The 14,605-nt window shown below is 69.3% G+C and carries 13 protein-coding genes and 1 tRNA gene; 7 read left to right on the top strand and 7 right to left on the bottom strand.

Translation table 11 applies throughout. From position 1 onward, the window contains the following. Positions 1–259: 259 nt before the first annotated feature. The 3 genes from Q7T67_RS11230 (at position 260) to Q7T67_RS11240 (ending at position 5,262) form a co-directional block, all read left to right on the top strand. Positions 260–802 (top strand): pyridoxamine 5'-phosphate oxidase family protein, encoded by a 543-nt coding sequence (locus tag Q7T67_RS11230; protein WP_304789123.1) that lies wholly within the window; start codon positions 260–262, stop codon positions 800–802. A gap of 96 nt (positions 803–898) precedes the next feature. Next, positions 899–971, top strand: a tRNA-Ala gene (locus tag Q7T67_RS11235). Between the two features lie 487 nt (positions 972–1,458). Further along, positions 1,459–5,262 (top strand): hypothetical protein, encoded by a 3,804-nt coding sequence (locus Q7T67_RS11240; RefSeq protein ID WP_304789126.1) that lies wholly within the window; start codon positions 1,459–1,461, stop codon positions 5,260–5,262. 45 nt (positions 5,263–5,307) lie between these two features. On the opposite strand, the gene Q7T67_RS11245 is transcribed toward Q7T67_RS11240, so the two are convergent. After that, positions 5,308–6,165, bottom strand: a complete 858-nt coding sequence (locus Q7T67_RS11245; protein WP_304789129.1) for an alpha/beta fold hydrolase — start codon at positions 6,163–6,165, stop codon at positions 5,308–5,310. A 135-nt stretch (positions 6,166–6,300) separates the two neighbouring features. Further along, positions 6,301–6,927, bottom strand: a complete 627-nt coding sequence (locus Q7T67_RS11250; RefSeq protein WP_304789131.1) for a TetR/AcrR family transcriptional regulator — start codon at positions 6,925–6,927, stop codon at positions 6,301–6,303. A gap of 49 nt (positions 6,928–6,976) precedes the next feature. On the opposite strand from Q7T67_RS11250, the gene Q7T67_RS11255 reads away from it, so the two are divergent. Genes Q7T67_RS11255 through Q7T67_RS11265 form a run of 3 tightly spaced genes read left to right on the top strand, consistent with a single transcriptional unit; the run spans position 6,977 to position 9,612 of the window. Beyond that, on the top strand, positions 6,977–7,645 hold the full coding sequence (locus tag Q7T67_RS11255) for an enoyl-CoA hydratase/isomerase family protein (protein ID WP_304789134.1): 669 nt from the start codon (positions 6,977–6,979) through the stop codon (positions 7,643–7,645). 46 nt (positions 7,646–7,691) lie between these two features. Then, the gene (locus tag Q7T67_RS11260) at positions 7,692–8,222 is read left to right on the top strand and encodes a PaaI family thioesterase (RefSeq protein WP_304789137.1); all 531 of its coding nucleotides are present in this window, start codon (positions 7,692–7,694) and stop codon (positions 8,220–8,222) included. Continuing rightward, complete coding sequence (locus Q7T67_RS11265; protein WP_304789139.1) at positions 8,215–9,612, top strand: MFS transporter; 1,398 nt, start codon at positions 8,215–8,217, stop codon at positions 9,610–9,612. Before Q7T67_RS11260 ends, Q7T67_RS11265 begins: the two co-directional genes overlap by 8 nt. Positions 9,613–9,668: 56 nt before the next feature. Here Q7T67_RS11265 and Q7T67_RS11270 read toward each other — a convergent pair whose 3' ends face one another. Next, entirely contained in the window at positions 9,669–10,283 is a 615-nt protein-coding gene (locus tag Q7T67_RS11270) for a recombinase family protein (RefSeq protein WP_304789141.1), read from the bottom strand. 124 nt (positions 10,284–10,407) lie between these two features. Between Q7T67_RS11270 and Q7T67_RS11275 the strand changes: the two genes are divergently transcribed. Beyond that, the gene (locus Q7T67_RS11275; RefSeq protein ID WP_304789143.1) at positions 10,408–11,037 is read left to right on the top strand and encodes a hypothetical protein; all 630 of its coding nucleotides are present in this window, start codon (positions 10,408–10,410) and stop codon (positions 11,035–11,037) included. 133 nt (positions 11,038–11,170) lie between these two features. Here the strand turns inward: Q7T67_RS11275 and Q7T67_RS11280 are convergent, their stop codons facing one another. The 4 genes from Q7T67_RS11280 to Q7T67_RS11295 are packed head-to-tail and all read right to left on the bottom strand — an operon-like array spanning position 11,171 to position 14,552. Then, entirely contained in the window at positions 11,171–11,659 is a 489-nt protein-coding gene (locus Q7T67_RS11280; protein WP_304789149.1) for an SRPBCC family protein, read from the bottom strand. A gap of 3 nt (positions 11,660–11,662) precedes the next feature. Then, entirely contained in the window at positions 11,663–12,094 is a 432-nt protein-coding gene (locus tag Q7T67_RS11285) for a tautomerase family protein (RefSeq protein WP_304789152.1), read from the bottom strand. Positions 12,095–12,111: 17 nt separating this feature from the next. Further along, positions 12,112–12,327 (bottom strand): hypothetical protein, encoded by a 216-nt coding sequence (locus Q7T67_RS11290; protein WP_304789155.1) that lies wholly within the window; start codon positions 12,325–12,327, stop codon positions 12,112–12,114. After that, entirely contained in the window at positions 12,324–14,552 is a 2,229-nt protein-coding gene (locus tag Q7T67_RS11295) for a molybdopterin-dependent oxidoreductase (protein ID WP_304789157.1), read from the bottom strand. Before Q7T67_RS11295 ends, Q7T67_RS11290 begins: the two co-directional genes overlap by 4 nt. Positions 14,553–14,605: the final 53 nt, after the last annotated feature.

Here is a 14,605-nt window from a genome sequence, read left to right on the forward strand (position 1 = left end):
CTGTGCTCGGTGGGGTGGTGCTCGGCCGACCGACCGCGACGTCCGGGGACGGGAGGCGGGCGGGTCGGCTACGGATCCGTAGCGTAGCGCGGACTACGGATGCGTAGGGAACGGTGGGAGTGCGGTGGCGCACACGTCGGCGGGCGGCGTTCTACGCTCCTCGTCCCGACCACCGGACACGACGTGCGGGACCCCCGTCCGACCGTCGCCTGCCGGACGTCCGCCGACGCGGCCACGAGACGACCAGAGGAGCGCCGAGATGCCCCGCAGGAGCGAGCCGACAGCCGAGGTCCACGGCTACTCCGACCACGGCGGCACCCCCGTCGGCTGGTCGACCGGCCGCGACGCCGTCCGGGACGCCGAGGTCCTCTGGATCTCGACCGTCCGCCCCGACGGCCGGCCGAGCACCTCGCCGGTCGTCGCCGTCTGGCACGACGACGCTCTCTGGTTCACGACGAGCGCGCACGAGCGCAAGGCACGGACCCTGGCCGAGAACCCGCACTGCACCCTCGCCACGACCCACGGCTCTCCGTCGGCGGACCTGGACGTCGTCCTCGAAGGGCCTGCCGAGCGCATCGCCGACCACGAGACCCTCCGCACGTTCGTGACCGCCTTCACCGAGAAGTACGGCACCGACCCGTGGGACCTCCGCGCCGTGGAGGGCGGCGTCGTCCATGACGACCCGGCGACCCCGGGGATCCGGCCGATCGAGTTCTCCGTCTTCCGCGTGCACCCCGTCCTGGGAGCGGGCTTCCGCCACGGCGTGGTCTCGAGCCAGACGACGTGGGACTTCACGCGCTGACCGCCCGCACGCCCCGATCGAGCCGGGGACGACCGACCCGACCGCCCACCCGCACGACCCGCTCCGCTCCGCCCGTGGTACCTTGCTCGTCGCGCTGGGGCTATAGCTCAGCTGGAAGAGCGCCTGCATGGCATGCAGGAGGTCGACGGTTCGAGCCCGTCTAGCTCCACCTCAGCGGTCACCACGAAAGCCCCGTCCAAGACGGGGCTTTCGCCATTCCAGGGGGCACTTCTAACGGCCCTCCGGATGCGGTCCGGATTTTTGCGTAGCGCTTTTGCGTAGCGGGTTCGGAGTCGGGTGTGCGCAGCGCTTTTGCGTAGCGCGATCCAGTCGGCCCGACAGGCTCTCCGATGAGGGCCTCACGTTCCCGAGGCGATCCTGGCGGTACCGACCGAGACGGCGTCGACTTCGAGTCGCCGTGCTCGGATGGACGGACATCACCGTCAACCGAAGCGATGTGCCCAGGGCCGCGACCCTCGCGCCCACGACCAGCGCAGCTGAGGGCTCACGGCATCGGACTTAGGCGCAACCCATCGGCGAACGGCCCTTTTTCGGGACGAGCAGTTCGAGGGGTGCGGGCCCGAGCTGGGTTTCGAACGGTCTCCTCACTTCCACGGAGGCCTTACCCGCCGGTCGGCCCGCGAAAGTGAACATCGATGGGCGAATCACCTGAACTATTGAGTAGCGAGCGCTTTCGTCAGGCGCTGGCGGCGGCATCGACGATTCCCGGTGCGGTCGAATCGACGCGGACCGCTCTTGATGGACTGACGGATCATCGTGCGTTCGAGCTCGCCGTCATTCAGCTTCTGCAGGCGGTCGAGCCCACCATCCGTCACACGGGAGGGCCGGGGGACGAGGCCCGGGACGGCGCCGGTGGCCCCTGGATGGCGGAGTCCGATGAGCTGCTGGTGTCTATCTCCTTGGAACGACGGTGGAAGGCGAAGATCAGCGACGAGTTGGGGCGGATTGACGCTTTCGGACACGCCCCGAGGTGCATCGTGGCTGTGACGAACCGCCGGACAAGTGCCCGAGGCCTCCGAGACCTGACCCGCGCGTGCAAGGGCCGGCTGTACCGCGTCGAGGTCTTGGACCAAGGGTGGCTGGTCAACGCGCTGCTGCGTCCGGAGCACCTTGAACTACGGACTCGGCTTCTCGGCCTGCCAGCCCCGGCATTCCCGCTCTTTCGCTCACCTGACGACCAGCTCGCATCGATGCAGGCCGCCGTGGGCGGCTCAGCTGCTCCTTTCACCGGCCGCCGGATCGTCGGAGAACGTGCTCTCGCCGATGTAGCGAGAGGGAAATCTCTGTTTCTGGAGGGTCCTGGAGGCGTCGGTAAGACCCGGCTGGCTCTTGAAATCTCGCGGCAGGTGGGCGCGGATCGCGTCGGACTTCTGCGTGCAAGCACGAACGTCGACTTCGGTCGACTTCCGGCCGAGAGCGCAGGGAACGACTCCCTCGTCCTGATCATCGATGACGCACATCGCCGCCCCGACCTCGCGCAGGTCGTCGACGTCGTTTCGAGACGGTCGGGCCCCGCGACACTGATCCTCACCGCGCGGCCCGGATACTCGACGCAGATCCTTCGCGGCCTCGACGACAGCAACATTCCGGTGGCCCGGCACGACGTGCGCAGGATGTCGAACAGAGCGATCGGACGCTTGGTTCGGCGGATCGAGCCGGCTTTGGACTACGACCGTGCGTACGAGGCCGTCATCAGGATCGCCGACGGCAACCCGTTCATCGCCATCGTCGCGCACCGAGTCCTCTCGTCGGGCGGAACTGTTCGGGACCTCGGCGGCGACGAAGCGCTCCTCAAGCACGTCCACGAGCTACTCGCAACGATCGCCGCCGCGTCTGGGCTCGACTCGCGTGTCCTGTACGAGACCGCAGCGATTGTCGCCGCTGCCGGCCGGCTTTCGACCGCCGACGATGCGACCGCGGAAGCGATCGGCCCACTGCTCGACATGTCGAGGGTCGAGCTGCGAAGGGCGGTGAACGACCTCGCTGACGGCGGCGTTCTCATCGGCACTGGAGACCCCAGCGCGCCCTTCGCTTTCAGCGCAGACGTCCTTTCGGAGGTGGTGCTCCGTGACGCGTTTCTCGGGGCTCGACCTCGAAGCGCGGCGCCCTACCGGGACGTCTGGCCGGTCGTGGCCGACCTCAACGCCGAAGCCGCGGCCCGCGCGCTCGCCGGTGCCACGTCCCGCACCATCGAAGCTTCCGAACCGGCGCTCGATGCCGTTGCGACCTGGTGCCGAGGGCGCATCGAGCACGAGCCTGGCGTCGTATTGACGGTCATGCACGAGGCGGCTTCCGGCGTACCGACGCTCGCCGAGGAGATCGTTCGCGAACTCGTGCGCCGGTGCGATGAAGGAGCGCTGGTCGACGTCGACACGCTGCGGCTGGCTGCGGAGTTGCTGGCGAAGAGGTTCCCGACGTTCGACGCCGGCTGGACCTTGTTGCTCGAAGTTGCTCGGCTGATCTTCGCCTCGGACGCATCTTCTAGTCAGCAGAAGGCGACGAGGGACGACATACGCAACGTCTATCCGAGGGTACCCCTCGGCACGGGCCCGCATGATGGCGCGATTCTCGCGTCGGTTCAGGCGGCGATGACCAACATCTCAGGACGTTTCTGGCGTCGTCACCAGAGTTCGACCGGGCCGGCACCCGGCGCGCCGGAGGCGGCCATGGCGGCCGCTATGGCCATGCTGACGCTGACCTTCGACGCGAGTCACGCGTCGGCCGAGGACGAGCGGACCATCTTCCTTACCGAGTGCGTGCTGCCCGCGTCGGCCGCGACTCGGGGAGTTCTGCGGGCGGGCTCCGAATTGCTGCTCGGGGTCCTACCCCACGTCACGCCGCGGGCCGTAGTACGGACCCTGAAGGATCTCGAACCAGTCCTCCGTGCTGCTCGAGGTCACGGCGGGCGATCAGCGGAGATTTCCGCCGAACTCGCGGAGATCGCTTCGGAGACGGTCGGCGGCATTGGCGCCTCCCTTCACGATGATCGAGCGCGGTATTCCGTGCCGGTCCGGCACCTGATGAATGACCTGTTGGCCCCTGGGGCTGAGGCTGGCCTGGATGTCGCCGAGTTCGGCGCTGTCCTCGCGCCCAGGTTCGAGCGACATCTACTTACGGACGAGGAGCAGCAAGCCGGACTAGCAGAGGCCGCGCATACGCATCTGTTGAGGACGGATACCGCGTCCACCCTCCGCCGATGGGAGACCTGGATCGCGGAGGCGCAGGAAGCGCAGGTCGACCTCGCGCGTCCGCATCTCGCCGAGCTGCTGGACGCAGCCGTCTCGGCCGATTGGCGGGCGATGGCCCCGCATATCGACGGTCTCGCAGACCGGCACTCGACGCTCCTTCCCGATGCGAGTCGCGCGCTGACACGCATCATGGAGGCCGACGGCGACGCGGAACGAGTTCGTCGGTGGCGAGCGCGGAACGTGGGTGCACGACGGACCATGACCTCCGCTCTGGCAGCGCTTGGCGAGGAACGGTGGGCGGAGGCGCTCACGGAGCTTGCCGCTGATCCGGACCCGGGCGTACGGTCCGCTGCCGCGCGTGTCGTGAATCGGACCAGCCCGGCCGCGAGATGGGCACTCGACATTGCACTCGCCGCATGTAGCGACGGCGACCTCGACCGCCTGTACTTCCTCCTTCTGTCCCTCGATTTCCGACCCCGGCGAGCGCCGCGCACCAATCTCGGTTCCGATGTGATCGAAGAGCTCGTGCGGCTGGTCGAACTGTCCGCGTCGAGTTACCCGCGTGCTGATAGACACGCCGGAGTCGTCGTGGAGATACTTGAGTCGCTGGCGCCGGGGAGCGTGATGAGGTGGGTGTGGGCTCGTATCGACGCAGCTTGCGCATCCGGAGACCGGTATCCGACCCAGGAACGGTGGGACTTCCCCTTCGGGATGCTGGAAAACCTCACCTTCGAAGTCACGCCTGCTGACCGGTTGCGCGCCCTCACGCTGCTGACCGACGACCACACCATGGGCTCCGTCCTTGCACAGGACGTCCTCAAGGTCATCGACCGAGGAGACCACTCGATCACCGCGTGGATGGCCGACAAGCTGGCCACACGACAAGAAGACGACTGGCGAATCGCACGGAACTTGCTGGACAACCCGATGTCGTGGGACGCGTACCGTGCGCGAGTCCTGGTACTCGTGCGGACGGGAGTCTCCGATCAGACGCTGGCAGGAATCGTCTACTCGCGGACGCCCTCGAGCTGGACGGGCTCCCGTCGGCCCGGCATCGAGGAAACCCTCAACGAGTTCCGCAGCTGGGACGAGCCGGAGCTACTACCGGTGCGTCAGGTCGCCGAGAACATCCTGGGTGAGGAACTCGCGCGGGTCGATCGCGAGGAGGCGGCCGGCGAAGCCGACGACGAGGATTTCGCGACACCGACAGCCGCGGGCGGAGAAGTCACTCGCAGCGGGGTCGCTCGATAATCCGATAGGACGAGTCCCCTGCGGATCGTCTACCGGGACGGTTGCTCAGCTCCCGGTGCTTGTACGCCGCGACAGCCACGCGAGCGCTCGGTCTGCGTCGTTCAGGATTGAGATGTGGCCGTCGTTCGGGGCGCGCCAGAGCGTCGCGTCCGCCAGGCGGTGGGTGATCCACTCGCTGTGCGCCACGGGCGCGATGCGGTCCCGCTCGCCGTGCAGAGCGAGGACCGGGCAGCTCACCCGTTCGAGGTCGCAGGCCCAGTAGTCCACCAGCGCAAGGTCGTCGTCGACCATTCCGTCGAGCCCACCATCGAGGGCCCGCTCGGCCACCGTCCCGAGCCACCCCCACGGGCCGCCCAGCGCTTCGTGATCAGACGAGGTGAACTGCTCAGGATCGAACGCCGTCGCTGCGAGGTGGCGCTCCAGCGCAGCACGACCTCTGCCGGCGGCCTGGAGCTCCGCGTCTCCTGCCGCGCCCATCCCGTCGAACCAGTCGAGGGGTCCGAATGCTCTTCGGGGTGCCAGCGGCGCGGCGAGGACCGCGCCGGACGCCCGATCTCCGAGAGTCGCGGCCGTCGCGAGAGCGTGACTGGCACCTCCGGAGTGGCCCATCACCGCGAAGCGGTCCACCCCCAATCGGTCGACCACCTCGACGCCGTCCAAGGCCACCGACGCCAACGTTCGCCCCGGCATCGCCGTGGATCCGCCGTAGCCCGGTCGATCGAACGACACCCATCGGACGCCGAGCCCAGCGGCTACGGGCAGGAGTGGTACCGGCGGCTCGCCCACGTTCGGCGTCCCGTGATGCCAGAGCACCGTCAGGACCACAGGCGTCGCTTCAGGCTCGGCGACGTAGACCCTCAGGGTGCGCCCGTCGGCGAGATGCATGTCCTCCGTCGTGATCACACGTCCCCCTCGTCGATGCACATTCAAAGACACGACTCCACCCGCTCCCAGGACTCATCGGAGCACGGTACGGCGATGATCGTCTCGCAACGGATCGTCAACCGGGACACCTTCCCCGGTGCAGTGACGCCGGCCTCAGTCGGTGTGCGTGAGCCCGTCGCGTGCCTCGTTCAGGATGCCGCGGACTGCGGCGCCGAGTGCCGCCGCGGGATCGATCGATCGCGGGCGTCGGCCATCGAGCAGCGCTGACGGGAGGTCGACCACGCAGATCGCGACGGTCTCGATGGTCTGCCGTTCCGCGGCACCGAATAGTGCGTGGGCCAGGCGCCGCAGAACGGCCAGGAGCTCACCGTCGAGGTCGCGGAGGTCGCCGGCCAGACCGTTGGGGAGTCCGTCGGCGATCAGGGCCTCCCGGCGGTGCCGGATCAGGACCCGGGCGCTCGCCGGGGCGGTCTCGTTCAGGTCACGAAGGACGGTCGCGGCGGCAACGGTGGCCGCGACGGCGCCGTCCCAGCCGCTCCCGGCGGCGAGGTGGGCGTCGACGACGTTCTGCTGCAGCTCGAGGAAGCGACGGGCTGCGCGGAGCCAGAGCTGCCCGAGCAGCTCGTTCCTGGAGCCGAACGCGTGGTAGAGCGAGCCACTCGACGCGCCGGAGCGCTCCGCCACGGCGCGGATGGTGACCGCGCGGTCGTCGCCCTCGGCCAACAGCTGCTCCGCGGCGTCGAGGAGACCGTCGAGGTCGTGCAGTCGCGGCCGAGCCATGCACCCACCATACCGTCATGCGTTCTAGAACATGTGCAACAGTACGGCCATGCCCACGCTCACCCGCATCGACGACGTCTTCGTCCTGGACCTCGGCGACGGCGAGAACCGCTTCTCACCCACCTGGGTCCAGGGCGTCGAGGACGCCCTAGGCGAGGTGCTGCGGACCGAGGCCCCGCGGGCCCTCGTCACGACCGCGACGGGCAAGTTCTGGTCCAACGGCCTCGACCTCGAATGGATGGGCGCCAACCAGGCGGAGGTCCCCGCGTTCGTCACCCGCGTCCACGAGCTCTTCGCGCGCGTCCTCGAGGCCGGGGTGCCAACGGTCGCGGCGGTCCAGGGGCACGTCTTCGCGGCAGGGGCGATGCTCGCGGTCGCGCACGACCGGATCGTGATGCGCGAGGACCGCGGCTACTTCTGCGTCCCCGAGAGCGACATCCGGATCCCGTTCACGCCCGGCATGACGGCCCTCCTCGCCGCCCGGCTCCCGCCGCGCACGGCCCACGAGGCGATGACTACCGGCCGTCGGTACGGCGGCGCCGATGCCCTGGCCGCGGGGATCGTTGACGAGGTCTGCCCTGAGCGGGACGTCGTCGGCCGCGCGGTCGCGTGGGCGGCCGCGCAGGCCGGGAAGCACCCCGAGACCCTCACCACGATCAAGCAACGCCTCCACGCCACGACCCTCGATGCGCTCCGCGCCGAGAACGCGGGCCTCTGAGGCCCGCGCCTCACCGCTTCCGTTCCGTTCGAACCCGAAAGCTCCGATGTCTGACACGACGCCCCCGCAGGTCGGCGATCCCTCCTCGTGGGGCCCCGAGCGCTCCCGCACGATCACCTGGCACGACCCTGTCCCGACCGCCCAGGTCGGACTGCAGATGAGCGGCCTGGACTACCTCAACGCCATGGGCGACGGCGGGCTGCCGCAGTCGCCGATCGCGAAGCTGATCAATCTCGAAGGGGTCACGGCGTCGGAAGGCGAAATCGTCTTTCGGTGCGTCCCGGACGAGTCGACGTACAACCCGCTCGGGATCGTCCACGGCGGCCTGATCTGCACCGCCCTGGACAGCGCGGCCGGCTGTGCCGTCCACACCACGCTGCCCGCGGGCGTCGGCTACACGTCGACCGAGATCAAGGTCAACTACATGCGGCCGGTCATGGGCGGCACCGAGCTGACGATCCGCGGCTGGGTCACCAAGCCCGGCCGACGCATCGCGTTCGCGGAGGCCGAGATCCGCGACCCCGCAGGCAAGCTCGTCGCCAACGCCACCTCGACCCTCCTGATCCTCAATGCCTGAGACCCGGAAGGGCGGCGGCGGGCCCGGCGTCGTCCTCGGCGTCCTGTCGCTCGCCGCGTTCATGGCGAGCCTGGACCTCTTCATCGTCAACGTCGCGTTCCGCGACATCGGCGAGAGCTTCCCCGACCAACCACTCGCCGACCAGAGCTGGGTCCTCAACGCCTACGCCATCGTCTACGCCGCGCTGCTGATCCCGATCGGCCGCTACGCCGACCAGCACAGCCGCAAGACCGGCTTCCTCTTCGGCGTCGCCCTCTTCACCGTCGCCAGCCTCGCCTGCGCCGTCGCACCCTCGCTCTGGACGCTCGTCGCCGCCCGCGTCCTGCAGGCCATCGGTGCCGCCGCCCTGACCCCGACCAGCCTCGGGCTGCTCGTCGCCGCGTTCGACGGACCCGGCCGCGCCCGCGCCGTGCGGATCTGGGCCGCCACCGGCGCCATCGCCGCCGCCTCCGGACCGGTCGTCGGCGGCGTCCTCGTCGAGCTCTCCTGGCGCTGGGTGTTCCTCGTCAACATTCCCATCGGCATCGGCGCGTTCGTCGTCGCCGCACGCGTGGTGCAAGACAGCAGCGAGACCGAGAAGACCGGCACACCCGACCCCGCCGGCGCCACGCTCGTCATCGTCGCCATCGGCGCGCTCGCACTCGCACTCGTCAAGGGCCAGGAATGGGGCTGGGGCGGACCTGACACCCTGGCCGCGTTCGCCGTCGCCCTAGTCGGCGCGGCCATCCTGGGCCGCCGGATGGCCACGCACCCGCGACCACTCGTCGAGCCCGCCATGCTCGCCGTTCGCACGTTCCGCTGGTCGACCATCAGCGCGATCGGGTTCGGGGCCGCGTTCGCCGGGTTCCTCCTCACCGGCGTCCTCTTCGCCCAAGAGGTCTGGAACTACGGGCCGATCACCGTCGGACTCGCCGTCGCCCCCGGGCCGCTCATGGTCCCCATCTTCGCCGTCGTCGGATCCCGCCTCCGCACCCGGCTGTCCGCCGGCACCGTCGTCGCGCTGGGCTGCGCCGTTTTCGCCGCCGGGTGCGTCCTGACCCTCTCGAGCATCACCATCGGCAGCGACTACGCCGCGCGGCTGTTGCCCGGGCTCCTGCTGTCCGGCGTCGGTACGGGCCTGGCACTGCCCGAGATCCTCGCGACCGCGACCAGCGAGCTCCCGCCCGACCGCAGCACGACCGGGAGCGCCATCGTCAACGCCGCCCGACAGATCGGCAGCGTCATCGGCGTCAGCGCCGTCATCGCCCTCCTGCCCACCATCGGCGACCTCGACCCCCTCGACGGCTTCCGCCACGCCCTCTGGGCGTGCGTCGCGCTCGCGCTCGTCGGAGGCCTCACCGGACTGCGCATCGGGAGGCCAAATCCGACACCGTCCCAGCCATCCCGATAGCCGAACGACAGCCGGACGCTGGCATGGGTGCCGGGGGTCGCGGCGACGTTTCGGCGCTACTTGGACGTCGACGCCGGAGGGGTCCCTTCGATCGCTCTCGTCTCCGCGCGTTCGATCGCCCGGTACACCGTTGAGCGTCCGACACTGAAGAGCTCCGCGAGCTCAGCGACCGACGTATCCCTGGTGTGGTGAAGCTCGACCAGGTGACGCTCCTGGTTTGGAGTGAGCTTGGGCTTGCGGCCGCGCAGCCGCCCGGCTGCGCGGGCAACTTCGAGTCCTTCGCGGGTCCGCATGCGGATCAGGTCGGACTCGAACTCGGCGACCATCGCCAGCACGTTGAACAGCAGCCGACCCACCGGGTCGTTCGGATCGTGGATCGAGCCGCCGAGGTTGAGCTTGACCCGCTTGACCGTCAGTTCGTCGACGATGTCGCGAGCGTCGGGCAACGAACGGGCGAGGCGGTCCAGTTTGGTGACGACCAACTGGTCTCCCTCGCGGCAGGCCGCGAGCGCTTCGCGGAGCCCCGGTCGCGCACGATTCGTGCCCGTGAGACCGTGGTCGATGTAGACCCGGTCAGGCCCGACACCGAGCGCATGCAGGGCGTTGCGCTGCGCAGTGAGATCCTGGCCCTTCGTCGAGACGCGGGCGTAGCCGATCATGAGGTTGTTCATCGCGCAAGCGTCCCGCTCACGTAGGCGCGCAACACCGCCCAGACCGACGACGCCGCGCCGCAGTCGATCGTCTGCCGGGACGGTCTGCGCCAAAAGCGAGCGGCGGCGCTGAGAGGATCCCTAGATGGCTCCTCCGATGGCTTTCGTTGACCTGCACGACGCCGAAGAGTTCGACCCGCCCCACATCAGCGCCGAGGTCGACCCGACCGGGGAATCCGAGACGTTCGAGTCGAACCTCGCAGCCGCGCTCGAGTGGGCCCGCGCACGAAGCGGCCAAATCGCGGTCCGTGTCCGTGGGCAGGCCTGGAGCGCTGGATCCGTCCCGTTCGACGATCTGCCGCAGATGGAGCCGACGGACATGGTTCGAGCTGTCGCGGCCGTCCAGCGCGAGTTCGAGCGGTTCGAGGCCGAACGAGCAACCTACGACGACAACCGGCGGTGGTACCACGCGGTGCTCGACCCCGACGTCGAAGGCGCCCTCGCCGAAGCAGAAGATCGGGTGCGCGCCGTCCCCGAGGTCGACGCGTTGAGTCGCAGGACGGCAGCCGGCGGTGATGTTGTGTGGATCGTTGAAGTTCTGGCGAGGTCGCGCGACGAGGCCGAACGCGTCAATCGCCGGATCACCGACGTCCTCTGGTCCCCTGAGCGCATTCGCCGGACCTACCCCGACGGCGTGTTCTACATCGGCACCGGGCAGAGCGCGACGGGCCTCATCGACTTCGTCGAGGACTGCTGGGTCCTGCAGGTACGGTGACAGCCGCGCGACGGCCGACCACGCTAACCCTGGCCCACAGCCGATCCTCGACTGGGACACCGCGCCGAAGCGGGGTGGGTTCCGTCGACAAGCCGCGCCGATGACGGTCTCCGGTCGGTTTTCGACGGGCGTTCTAGGAGGTCGAAGCGCCGTAGTGGCGCGCGGTGTCCTTGAAGAACGATCGGAAGATCGCGGCGTTCAGCGGTCCGCCGGGACGGCCGGCCGCTGTCGGCTGGACTGCGATGAGCCACCGCAGGGTGCAGGCGTCGGGTCCGTCGGGCTCGATGACGTGCTCCTCTGCGAGACGTCTGACGAGTGGCAGGTTGACCGCGGTAGCGGCGAATGCCTGGCGGTGGCCCTCGTCCCACGCGAAGTACCTCTCCTGCACGACGAGCAGGCCCTTCAGCACGCGAGCCTGGCGGGTGGTCCCGACGCCGAACGGGCGGGGCGACGTCCAGGTCACACCCTTCGGGCCGAGCGCGCGGCACCAGCTGAGCGGCGCGTCTGCGGTCAGGTCCTCCCAGACCTGCGCCGCAGGACGGGGGATCGCGAAGGTCTGCTCGTAGCGCTTCGGGGCGTCGGTCAGAAAGCGCTCGTCGGTGGCGGCGGTGGAGAACGGCATGGGTCAGGTGTCCTGGGTCGGGGGTCGGTCTGCGGCGGCCCGGTCGGCGAATTCGCGCTCGGCCGCCGGGTCGGGGTCGGGGAAGATCTGGCCGCCTTCCATCGCCCAGCTTGCGGGCACGTCGACCACCGCGACCAGCACGTCCTTGGCCGGCACGCGGGTGACGGCGGCGCAGAGGGCCGAGGTGTGCTCGAGAATCGCCCGTCGGACCTCGGGCGGGCGACCGGCGCGGATCTGGCCTCGCACGATCACCGGATTGCTTGGTTCACCCCCGGTGTACGCCGCGGTCGTTGGCACCTCGGCGAAGACCACGTGGACGAAGGACGCCGGAGCCCCGGTCTCCTCGACGTGGATCGCGGTGATCCCGGCGGCGAGCTCGGCACGCCGATCGTCGTCCAGGGCATCGTGGGTGGTCAGGACCTCGTAGAGCGGCATGCGTCGGCGTTGGGCGGTCAAGGACGCCGCGGCGCGTCCAGCCGCCCGCGCTGTCCCGCGCCGCCGCCGGTCTGGTCGTCGGGCACGTCGGGGATCTGCGTGAGCACGATCTTCGTGACGAGACGGTCGACGGGGCCCTTGTCGTTGCGCAGCGCGCGGTTGAGCAGCGTCAGCTCGACCGCGGCGCGGCGCTCACGTACGGCGAGCGCCACCTTGTCCTTGCGGGTCTTCATGCCGGCGTGACGGGTCGGTCCGCGGGGCGGGGCTGGTGCAGCACGCCGGCCCAATGGGCGGGCGGGCCGTCGAGGCGGTCGATGCGACCGCCGAAGCCCTTGAAGTGCGGGACGCCCTGCTCGCGGTCGAGGTGCTCGTCGGTGTCGTTGATCAGCATCCCGTCGTTGTGCTCGTCGGACCCGCCGCCGGGGATCTCGTCGATGAGCTCCGGGAACCACCAGCCGTGCGGCACCCGCAGGTGGCCGGCGCGCATGTCGGGCCGCAGCTCGACGATCGCGGAGAGCTTGCCGTGCGGGGTCGAGACCTCGGCCCAGTCGCCCTCGACGAGCCCTTCACGGGCGGCGTCGTCGGGGTGCACGAACGTCTTGGGGACCGGCGACATCTTCCGCAGCGACGGCAGCTGCCGCTGGCCGGTCTGGAAGTACGGGTCCTCACGCACCCCGATGAAGACGTTGTAGGGATAGTCCGCGTTCTGCGGCGGAGCGCGGTGGTACGGGAGCGGGTCGAAGCCGAGCTCGTCGAGGATCGTGGAGTACAGCTCGACCTTGCCCGTCGGCGTCCCGAACCCGGTCTTCCGGTACGAGCGGTACGGGTTCGGCGCGATCCGCATGTCGTGGCGCTCGGTGAACTCCTGGAAGCTCATGTCCAGCGGCTTCAGGCGCTCGTCGAGGAGGTCCTCGATCGTCCCCCACGGGAAGTGCTCCTCCATCCCCATCCGCACGGCCAGGTCGCGCCAGAACGCGAAGACGCTGCGGCACTCGCCGGGGGGCTGCGTGGCCTGCTCCGAGGTGATGAGCCACGACCGCCACCCGAAGCTGTCGTGCACGTTCGGTCGCTCCAGCCACGTGTCCCCGGGCAGCACGTAGTCGGCCAGCTGCGCGGTCGGGGTCATGAACAGCTCGTGCGCGACGATCAGGTCCTGGTTCATCAACGCCCGCCGGACCTGCTGCTGGTTCGGGTAGCTCATCAGCGTGTTGTTGCCCAGCGTGAAGAACGCCTTCACCGGATACGGATCGCCGGTGTCCATCGCCCGGAACAGGTCGGTGGGGTTGGCCATGTACGACCCCATCACGACGTTGGCGTACTCGTGGCCATGCACCCGCTTGGTGTGCGGCGCGAGCATCTCGCCGACCCGGTGCGTGTAGACCGGGTGGGTGTCGTAGCCCAGCTGCTTGGCTCGCTGCTCCGGCGTCAGCGCCTCGTGCAGCTCCATGATCGACTCGGAGGTCATCTCCTCGTTGAAGCCGTACATCAGCTCGCCGCCGGGCACGTCGAGGTGCCCGCAGACCGCGCGGAGGATCGCCTGCAGGCGGATCGCCGAGGTCGACGACACCTGCTGGTCCAGCGTCGGTCCCCACGGGATCGCCGCGGAGCGCGCGCCGGCGTACATGCGAGCGGCCTGCGCGATCTGCTCGCGCGGCACGCCGGTGATCTCTTCGACGCGCTCCAGCGGATACTCGTCGACGCGCTCCTTCAGCTCGTCGAAGCCGTGGGTCCAGTCGCGGACGAACTCCTCGTCGTAGAGCCCCTCGTCGAAGATGACCTTCAGCCAGCCGAGCATCATCGCCGCGTCCGTGCCGGCCCGCAGCTGCAGGTGCACGTCCGCGTTGACGGCCTGCCCGGAGACGCGGGGGTCCAGGACGATCAGCTTGCCGCCCTTGGCCTGCATCTGCCGGATCAGGTTGTAGATCGGCGTCCACGAGTGCTTGCGCGGGTTGTGCCCGAACAGCACCACCATGTCGGTGTTCAAGAGGTCCGGCCACGGGAACCACCCGTACGTGATCTTGTTCACCGCCGCAGTGTTGCCCATGCACATCGCCACACCCGAGACCCAGTTCGCCGAACCGAGCACGTTCATGAACCGGCGGCCCATCCCGCCCTCGACGCTCGTGTTCCAGTTCGACGTCGAGACCGCGAACGCCTCCGGCCCGTGCTCGTCCACCACGGCCTTCAACCGGCCGGCGATGTCGTCCATCGCCGACTCCCACGAGACCTCCTCCCACTCCCCCGCCCCGCGCTCGCCGACGCGCTTGAGCGGCTTCGTGATCCGTTCCGGCCGAGCGTAGAGCTTGTGGGCCTGCAGGCCCTTGACGCAGAAGTTGTCGTGCACGACGGGGTTGTCGGGCGGGCTTATCTTCGTCACCGCACCGTCCTCGACGGTGACCTTCAGCTGGCAGGCGATGTCGCAGACCGTGCAGACCGCTCGCTTCGTCGTCGACGTCATGCTCTCAATATAGAAGCGCTCGACAGGGAGCGGGGATTTGATCGCTCCGGTGG

It is taken from the genome of Patulibacter sp., from assembly GCF_030655195.1.
GTDB lineage: Bacteria > Actinomycetota > Thermoleophilia > Solirubrobacterales > Solirubrobacteraceae > Patulibacter.